This window comes from Lactococcus petauri, assembly GCF_002154895.1.
GTDB classification, from domain to species: domain Bacteria; phylum Bacillota; class Bacilli; order Lactobacillales; family Streptococcaceae; genus Lactococcus; species Lactococcus petauri.
Genome location: NZ_MUIZ01000018.1, coordinates 1 through 6,969 on the forward strand (window position 1 = coordinate 1; position 6,969 = coordinate 6,969).

Annotated in this window: 7 protein-coding genes; all 7 read left to right on the forward strand. The window is 36.1% G+C overall.

Annotated elements, in window-relative coordinates; genetic code table 11:
• Nucleotides 1–314: hypothetical protein (locus BZZ03_RS11425; protein WP_233128993.1), on the forward strand; the 314-nt coding region annotated here is incomplete at its 5' end.
• Nucleotides 311–544 carry a hypothetical protein gene (locus BZZ03_RS11430; RefSeq protein WP_086583367.1) on the forward strand — a complete coding sequence of 78 codons (234 nt, stop codon included), beginning with the start codon at nt 311–313 and terminating at the stop codon, nt 542–544. The genes BZZ03_RS11425 and BZZ03_RS11430, both read left to right, overlap by 4 nt.
• 123 nt (nt 545–667) lie before the next feature.
• Nucleotides 668–1,738, forward strand: coding sequence for a tyrosine recombinase XerS (xerS, locus tag BZZ03_RS11435; protein ID WP_086583368.1), 1,071 nt, complete (start codon nt 668–670; stop codon nt 1,736–1,738).
• Between the two features lie 49 nt (nt 1,739–1,787).
• On the forward strand, nt 1,788–2,339 hold the full coding sequence (locus BZZ03_RS11440; RefSeq protein ID WP_086583369.1) for a hypothetical protein: 552 nt from the start codon (nt 1,788–1,790) through the stop codon (nt 2,337–2,339).
• Nucleotides 2,340–2,618: 279 nt separating this feature from the next.
• Complete coding sequence (locus tag BZZ03_RS12205) at nt 2,619–3,569, forward strand: hypothetical protein (RefSeq protein ID WP_086583370.1); 951 nt, start codon at nt 2,619–2,621, stop codon at nt 3,567–3,569.
• Between the two features lie 363 nt (nt 3,570–3,932).
• Entirely contained in the window at nt 3,933–4,835 is a 903-nt protein-coding gene (locus tag BZZ03_RS11450) for an S-layer homology domain-containing protein (RefSeq protein WP_096777368.1), read from the forward strand.
• A gap of 192 nt (nt 4,836–5,027) precedes the next feature.
• The coding region (locus tag BZZ03_RS11455; protein WP_143466349.1) for a SpaA isopeptide-forming pilin-related protein at nt 5,028–6,969 on the forward strand (1,942 nt) is incomplete at its 3' end.

The following is a 6,969-nucleotide window of genomic DNA, read 5'->3' on the forward strand; positions in this document are numbered from 1 at the left end:
GTTGGAATACGTCTACAAGATTTAAAGCAATTATACTTTCACTTAGAAGAGTGGACTTAGATAAAAAAGCTGCGTCTGGTAAACCATTACAAGGTATAAGAGTCATTTATAGGACGGAAAAAGAACAGGCAGAGCGTGAGATTGCAATCATTGGGATTGTATCCCAAGGTAATACAACTTACATGTTGGCTAAAAAATTTCAAGAATGCATAGGTAAAGAAGTATTTATATACAAGGCTTATCAAAAGGAGAAATACCTTGTGGCAATTGATGTAGAAACGATCAACGATAGTATTGAAGGAGAAGAAAAATGAGATGGTTACCGGCTTTAATTTTTGGACAAGTTTTTGAAGGATTAGGTGGATGTCTTGTCACTATTTTTGGATTGATAGTTTTGGCGGGAATTGTATGTGGACTCTACATGGTATTTGCAAAGCTAATTTTTACATTGATTATTATCATTGCGATAGCAATACCTCTATATTTGGGCGCACGTTTTCTCTATAGAAGAGGAATCAGAAACTTCGGTGATGATGAAGATTGATTTTAGACACTTAAAGATAAAATGTACTTTTTGTAGTGCATTTTTTTATTTTTCCCAATTGTTGGTTCCCAGAAAAAAATCGTAGGTTATAATGGTGTCAACAAAAAATTGAAAGGGAAGAAATTGAAACAGGAAAACATCCTAAAAAATATTGAAAAAATAAAAGAAAAGATGCCTGGCTTTGTTCTAGAATATTATCATTCTAAGTTAAGTGTACCTTACAGTTACGCAACACTCTATGAATATTTGAAAGAATTTGATCGTTTCTTTACATGGTTAATTGACTCAGATATAGCTCAAGCTAAGACAACCTCAGAAATTTCTGTGGAAGTCCTAGAAAATCTTGGGAAAACTGATATTGAATCTTTTATTATTTATTTAAGAGAAAGACCGCTTCTAAATAATCAGATTGGCCAGAGAGGGGTTGGGCAGGCAACTCTTAATCGAACGATTGCTGCTTTATCCAGTTTGTATAAATTTCTAACTGAAGAAGTGGAAAATAGTGAAGGTGAACCCTATTTTTATCGAAATGTTATGAAAAAGATAAAAATAAAGAAGACGAAAGCAACTCTAGCCTCAAGAGCTGAAAATATAAAAGGGAAACTATTTTTAGGTGAGGAATCTCAAGGATTTTTAGACTATATATCTGAGGATTATGTGGGGGAGCTTTCACCGAAGGCTAAACTTTGGTTTGAAAGAAATAAAGAACGTGATCTGGCCATTATTGCATTAATGCTCGCCTCTGGGCTTCGCTTATCGGAGGTAGTAAATGCAAATCTAAAAGATTTGAATATAAATACCTTGATTATTGAAGTTATTCGAAAAGGTGGGAAAAAAGATGCTGTTGGAATTTCCCCTTTTGCCAAGCCCTATCTTTATGAGTATCTCGAAATTCGTGAAAAGAGGTATGGTGCTGAAAAAACAGACGTTGCTCTATTTTTAACCAGCTACCGTGGTCAGGCAAATCGTATTGATACAACATCAATTGAAAAAATAGTGGAGAAGTATTCTTTGGGTTTCAAAGTTAGAATCACTCCTCATAAGCTTCGACATACTCTAGCAACTAGGCTCTATGAGGAAACTAACTCTCAAGTTCTTGTCAGTCATCAGCTTGGGCACTCCTCTACCCAGGTAACGGATTTATATACCCATATTGTGGATGAAAAACAAAAAGATGCATTAGATAAATTGTAAACTTCTAATGGTCATGTAAAATAAAATTAAAAGAAAAGAGAATATTAAAATGGAAAGAAATCAACTTGGGAGAATTGTGGTTCGCTCAATGGTAATTACAGAAAAAGACGAACCAAATCAAAAAAATTATATCTCAGAAGGGGTCGTTGAGTGTGATGTATTCGACTTAGAAAGCTTTGTTCAGATTTTGGGAATAGAAGAACAAGAGCTCATTGAATTGAATAGTTTTATTCATACTATTATCTGTCCTTACCTCAATAACTCACAGTGGGTTTATGGCAATTATGAAAATTTCTTTATCACTCAAGATCTTGTATCAGGAACACAACAAGCCAAACAATATTCTTTGGAATACTTTCTAAAGATTTGTAAAGCTTACCTCAAGCCTGAGACAACTTATCATTTATTTTCAGAGGAAGGAAAAGAAATCTTTCTTGATAAGGTTTTACCTGTTGTCTTTGTGCCTCATCTCATGAGAACTTTGCCAGAAAACACAAAAAATACGATTGAAAATTTGGAGGAGTATCAGTTAGGGCTTACAATGGGGTTATATTCTACTTATCAGGGGTGGTTGAAACAAAAAACGAGTTCAAAATCGTAATGCTGTAATAGAATTAAATATTACAAATTGCTAAAATGCATACGGTGTTTAATTGTGAATAAAAAAATATTTTTAAGAAAAACTGCAAATCCAGTTATATCGGGCATTGCATAAGGGAATAAAAGTCAGAAATATTATTTTTCTATGACAAAGCAAAAAAAATATCTATTTTTGGTTCCCAGAAAAAATTTGTATGCTATGATAAAAAAGTAAAAAATAGTGAAATAAGCAACAAGGAATAGTTGTCTTATTTCAAAGAAAAACATAAGGAGTTTTATAATGATAAAAAGAACAAAAAAAGCAGTAATGACAACCCTCTTACTTAGTAGTACGCTTTTGCTTACAGCTTGTGGGTCAAAACAAGATGTAAAAAAAGAGAATACCTCAAGTAGCTCTTCTAAAGTAACGAAAGTTGTGGATCATTCAAAAGAAATATTGAAACAAGCTAAAGCTGCACTTCTTAATGCTCAAAAGGTTCCAAACAGTAAAAATATTAAAAGTGCAAAAGAAGCCATTTCTAAGGTAAAAGATACCAAAGAAGCTAAAAAACTTGATGAGGAGTTATCTGGAATTAGTGCTCGTGTAAAACTTGAAGGCGCAGCACGAAAAACGGTAGAGGCTTATCAAAAAGATGCCATGAATGACCAAAAGCATAAAGCCGCTCAGACAGCAGTTGCAAAATTAACGTCCCCTTATAACAAAACCTTGAAAGCTGAATTAACAGAAAAAATTAAAGACAGTGAAGCACAAGCAAATAAAGCCCGTGCAGCACAAAAAGCAGCAACAACACAACAGAATAAATCGAAAGCTGCATCTGTAGAAAACCAAGGAAATACAAAAACAACAGGGGATACATCTTCAATACAAGCGAATGCAGCAGTGGATACAACTGATGTAGGAGGTGGGTATGTGGCTCCTCAGGCACCTGCAGGTGGAAATACATCCACTAATGGAGGGAATGCGAATAATAATGTGTCTCCTACTCCGGCGCCAACCCCAACTCCTACACCAGCACCTACTCCTACGCCAACTCCAGACCCAACCCCTACACCAGACCCAGACCCAACCCCAACTCCAGTTGTTCACCATTGGGAATTAAATTATTCTGATTTCCAAGGCAATATACATTCGGGGGGATTATTTACTTCTGAAGACGCTGCCTATGCTGCGGGTTATGCACTTCAAGCTGCCGGGAAGTGCTGGTCTTTCACAGTTGGGAATTATGATTAAATTTAACACTTTTTAACTTTATTTTCCCCAAAATTCTTATATTACAAAACGACCGATTGCCTACGTGGGTGAAATGGTCGTTTTTTTTATTTTTGTACACTGGAATAAAAGAATATCAGTGGAGGTATAAACATGTAGGAGAGGACGCTTTTAAAACTGAATAATACGGAGCAGAGGGTGCTGAATAAGTACACGTAGAATCTCCATTATCAACTTACTTTGTCTGAGAAAAAAATCCTGATTTTTTAGGTTCCTCATAAAAGACTCTGTGGTATTATAGTACTATAATAAAATTCTCTTAAGAGAAAATAAATTACAAATTTTTCTTATTGAGAGCAAGTGGCTAACTATAAGGAGTTTTTCATGAAAAAAAGAAAAAAATTTTTAACTACAGCGCTTTTACTTAGTAGTACATTTTTATTTGCGACTTATACAAGTGAAGTTAAGGCAGATTCACTAATCAAAGCAATTGATGGTCAATCATTAATGCGGAGTGGAAATCTACCAAAAATTTCTGTTTCTTTAAAAGAATTACCCATAAAGCATCCTGGAAATGCACCTTATCGTGATGCACAAGCTTCGCAGTATAAAAATTATATTAACTGGGCATACAATGTTGGCATAACGACAGGATACACGCTAACATCATATAAGCCTGATTATTCGGTGACACGAGGAGAAATGGCTGTTTTTCTAAGCAGACTTGCAGGTTCACCAAGTTATTCAGCCCCATTCAATGTCTATTATGATGTTGGTCAATATAAAACTCAAATTCTTTGGTTGACTGCCACAACAGTCACAAATGGAACAGCACCATACTATAACCCTAATGGAGCAGTAACACGTGGACAAATGGCTGCTTTCTTACATAGAGTGGCAAAAGATACAGGAAAAGCTCCATCAACTGCTCATTACGATTCACCATTTAAAGATGTTTCAGGTAATATGTTCGCGAATGATATTGGCTGGTTGAATTCAAAAAAGATTACAACCGGCTATACACCCACAACATTTAATCCAGATGGAAATGTCACACGGGGAGAGATGGCCACATTTTTAAAGAGATTTTATGATAATGTGGTTAAGGCAAACCCTACACCCGATCCAACACCAGTTGTTCATCATTGGGAATTAAATTATTCTGACTTTCATGGGAACATTCACTTTGGAGGATTATTTACTTCAGAAGATGCAGCATATGCTGCGGGGTATGCTTTGCAAGCTGCAGGAAAGTGTTGGTCATTTACTGTTGCATCTTATGATTAGAATATAACTTTTAGGTAGAGGCTATCAAAGGATAGTCTTTTTTTAGTCCTCAATTAAGACATTAAAAGGATTGTAGAAAGAAGATGATCGTTAAAACTAAGCAAAATAAATATTTTTATTAAATTACTATTTACAAAGTATGAATTCAATTTTCATACTTTTTTTGATGAAAAGGAAAGGAAAAAAATTCGAATGAATTTGAAGAAAAAACAAAAATTAGAAAAAGATTTATCAGAACCAAAAGTTACACACTATTCAATGCGTAAAAGCGGAAAAACATGGGTCTACGGATCAATGATTGTCTTTACCTTGTTGGGAACTGCTCTACAAAGTGGGGGAGTTATTGTTCAGGCTATGGGACAAGCCTCAACGGATCCAAAAACAAGTCAAGGTGTAACAGAAGAAAATACAAATGATGGAGCCACACCTATTGTAGGGGAAACAGAAGAATTGGATAATACTAAAATTATTCAAAAAAATTCTAAAAGTTCTAAGCTTCAGTTACCAAGTGTGAACAGTTACGCTAAGGCCTTCTCTAACGGAACGATTTCTGTTCATTTGGATAATCCTTACGCATTTAATGCCGAAGGCAAATCTTTACAATATCTACAACAAGAACATCCGGGTACAAATAATCCATGGCTGACTTATCCTTTAACGAATACGGGAGCTGTTTCGGAAGGAAACGCACCAGGTCGCGTGTATTGTTTAGATGAAGCGAGTCCACTTACGCCAGGTGCATCCGCAACTTTATCAGATTCAGGAAACGGTTCAGTTGGAGTAGATTGGGCAACTCTCACATCAACCCAACGGACTCAACTTCAATGGATTGGCTGGTTATCATTTAATAACACAAAGGCAAGTGCTGCTACAAATGATGCCATGTATTTTGCGGCTCAAATGATTATCTGGGATATTGCTAATGGAGATGGTCTCCCTGCATCTGCCGCAGCTTCAGAAAATCGTCCTGCGAATGACTACACTCAAAACTTGAATGATGGTCATCAAAGCTATCAAGCTGTGATGGATAGTATGGATTACTTATTGGGACAATACAATGCCCATATTAAACCAGTATCATTTATTGGGCAAGAAAAAACAATTAAAATGGGGGATACAGCTAAGTTTACAGACAGTACTAATACACTTCCATATTATAAAGCTACTGCCACAAATGGAGGGGCAGCTTCTATCTCTGGAAACGTCTTATCTGTAAAACCTGCAAAAGCTGGAAAAACAGAAGTGACCCTAGATAATGGTGGTATTTCTGAAACTGATAGTACTGCAAATGCTGGTGGTGTTCGTGTTTGGTTTACAAAGAACACAGATAATACTCCAGGTCAAAACGTCATGTACTCATCAACTGACCCGAGTATGAAAGCCAAAGTTACTGTAAGTGTAATTCCTGCTGCTTCAATTAAAATTACAAAGAAAGATTCAGACTCTGGAAAAATCATTCCAGGAACTAAATTTATCCTACTCAATAAAGAAGGCAAACAGGTCACAAAAGATGCAGATGGCAAAGCACTTCCAAATGGGGGCGAATTTACCACTGGGGCTGACGGAACAGTAACCATTAATAATTTAATGGCTGACCCAGAAAACCTTGCAGGTGGTGAAGCTCAAACGCCTGCTACAATTCGTGAAACCTATGTTCCTGCGCCTTATACACTTTCAAATAACTTGGTTGTCGTTGTAAATCCAGATGGAACAGCAAAAAAACCTTCTACGGACCTGCCAATCAAGGTTGTCCCTGGAACAAACGCAAGTAATCCAACAGGAGTTACTTTCTCAGACAAAAAACAAGTTCAAGCTATTAAGGTAGAGAAAACAAATAGCTTATCTGGAAATACAAACATTACAGATAACTATTCTCTTGCTGGTGCAACATTCGAAATTAAAGATAAGACCAAAGGTACTGTTGTTGGGAATTTAGTAACAGATAAAAATGGTCTTGCGGATATGGCTTCAAGTCAATATGTTGAATTGCTGAACCAAATGGAAGTGGATGACACTTATACCATTCAAGAAGTGCAAGCTCCTTCAGGTCTTGCGATTACTTGGAATGACGGTAAACCAAAAGAATTCACGCTGAAATACTCAGGGGATGATTCACAATTGGTTAACCCAGACA

Coding starts and splice junctions, on each gene's coding strand:
- BZZ03_RS12205 (WP_086583370.1), top strand. CDS start 2,619: ATGATAAAAAGAACAAAAAAAGCAGTAATGACAACCCTCTTACTTAGT.
- BZZ03_RS11440 (WP_086583369.1), top strand. CDS start 1,788: ATGGAAAGAAATCAACTTGGGAGAATTGTGGTTCGCTCAATGGTAATT.
- BZZ03_RS11450 (WP_096777368.1), top strand. CDS start 3,933: ATGAAAAAAAGAAAAAAATTTTTAACTACAGCGCTTTTACTTAGTAGT.
- BZZ03_RS11430 (WP_086583367.1), top strand. CDS start 311: ATGAGATGGTTACCGGCTTTAATTTTTGGACAAGTTTTTGAAGGATTA.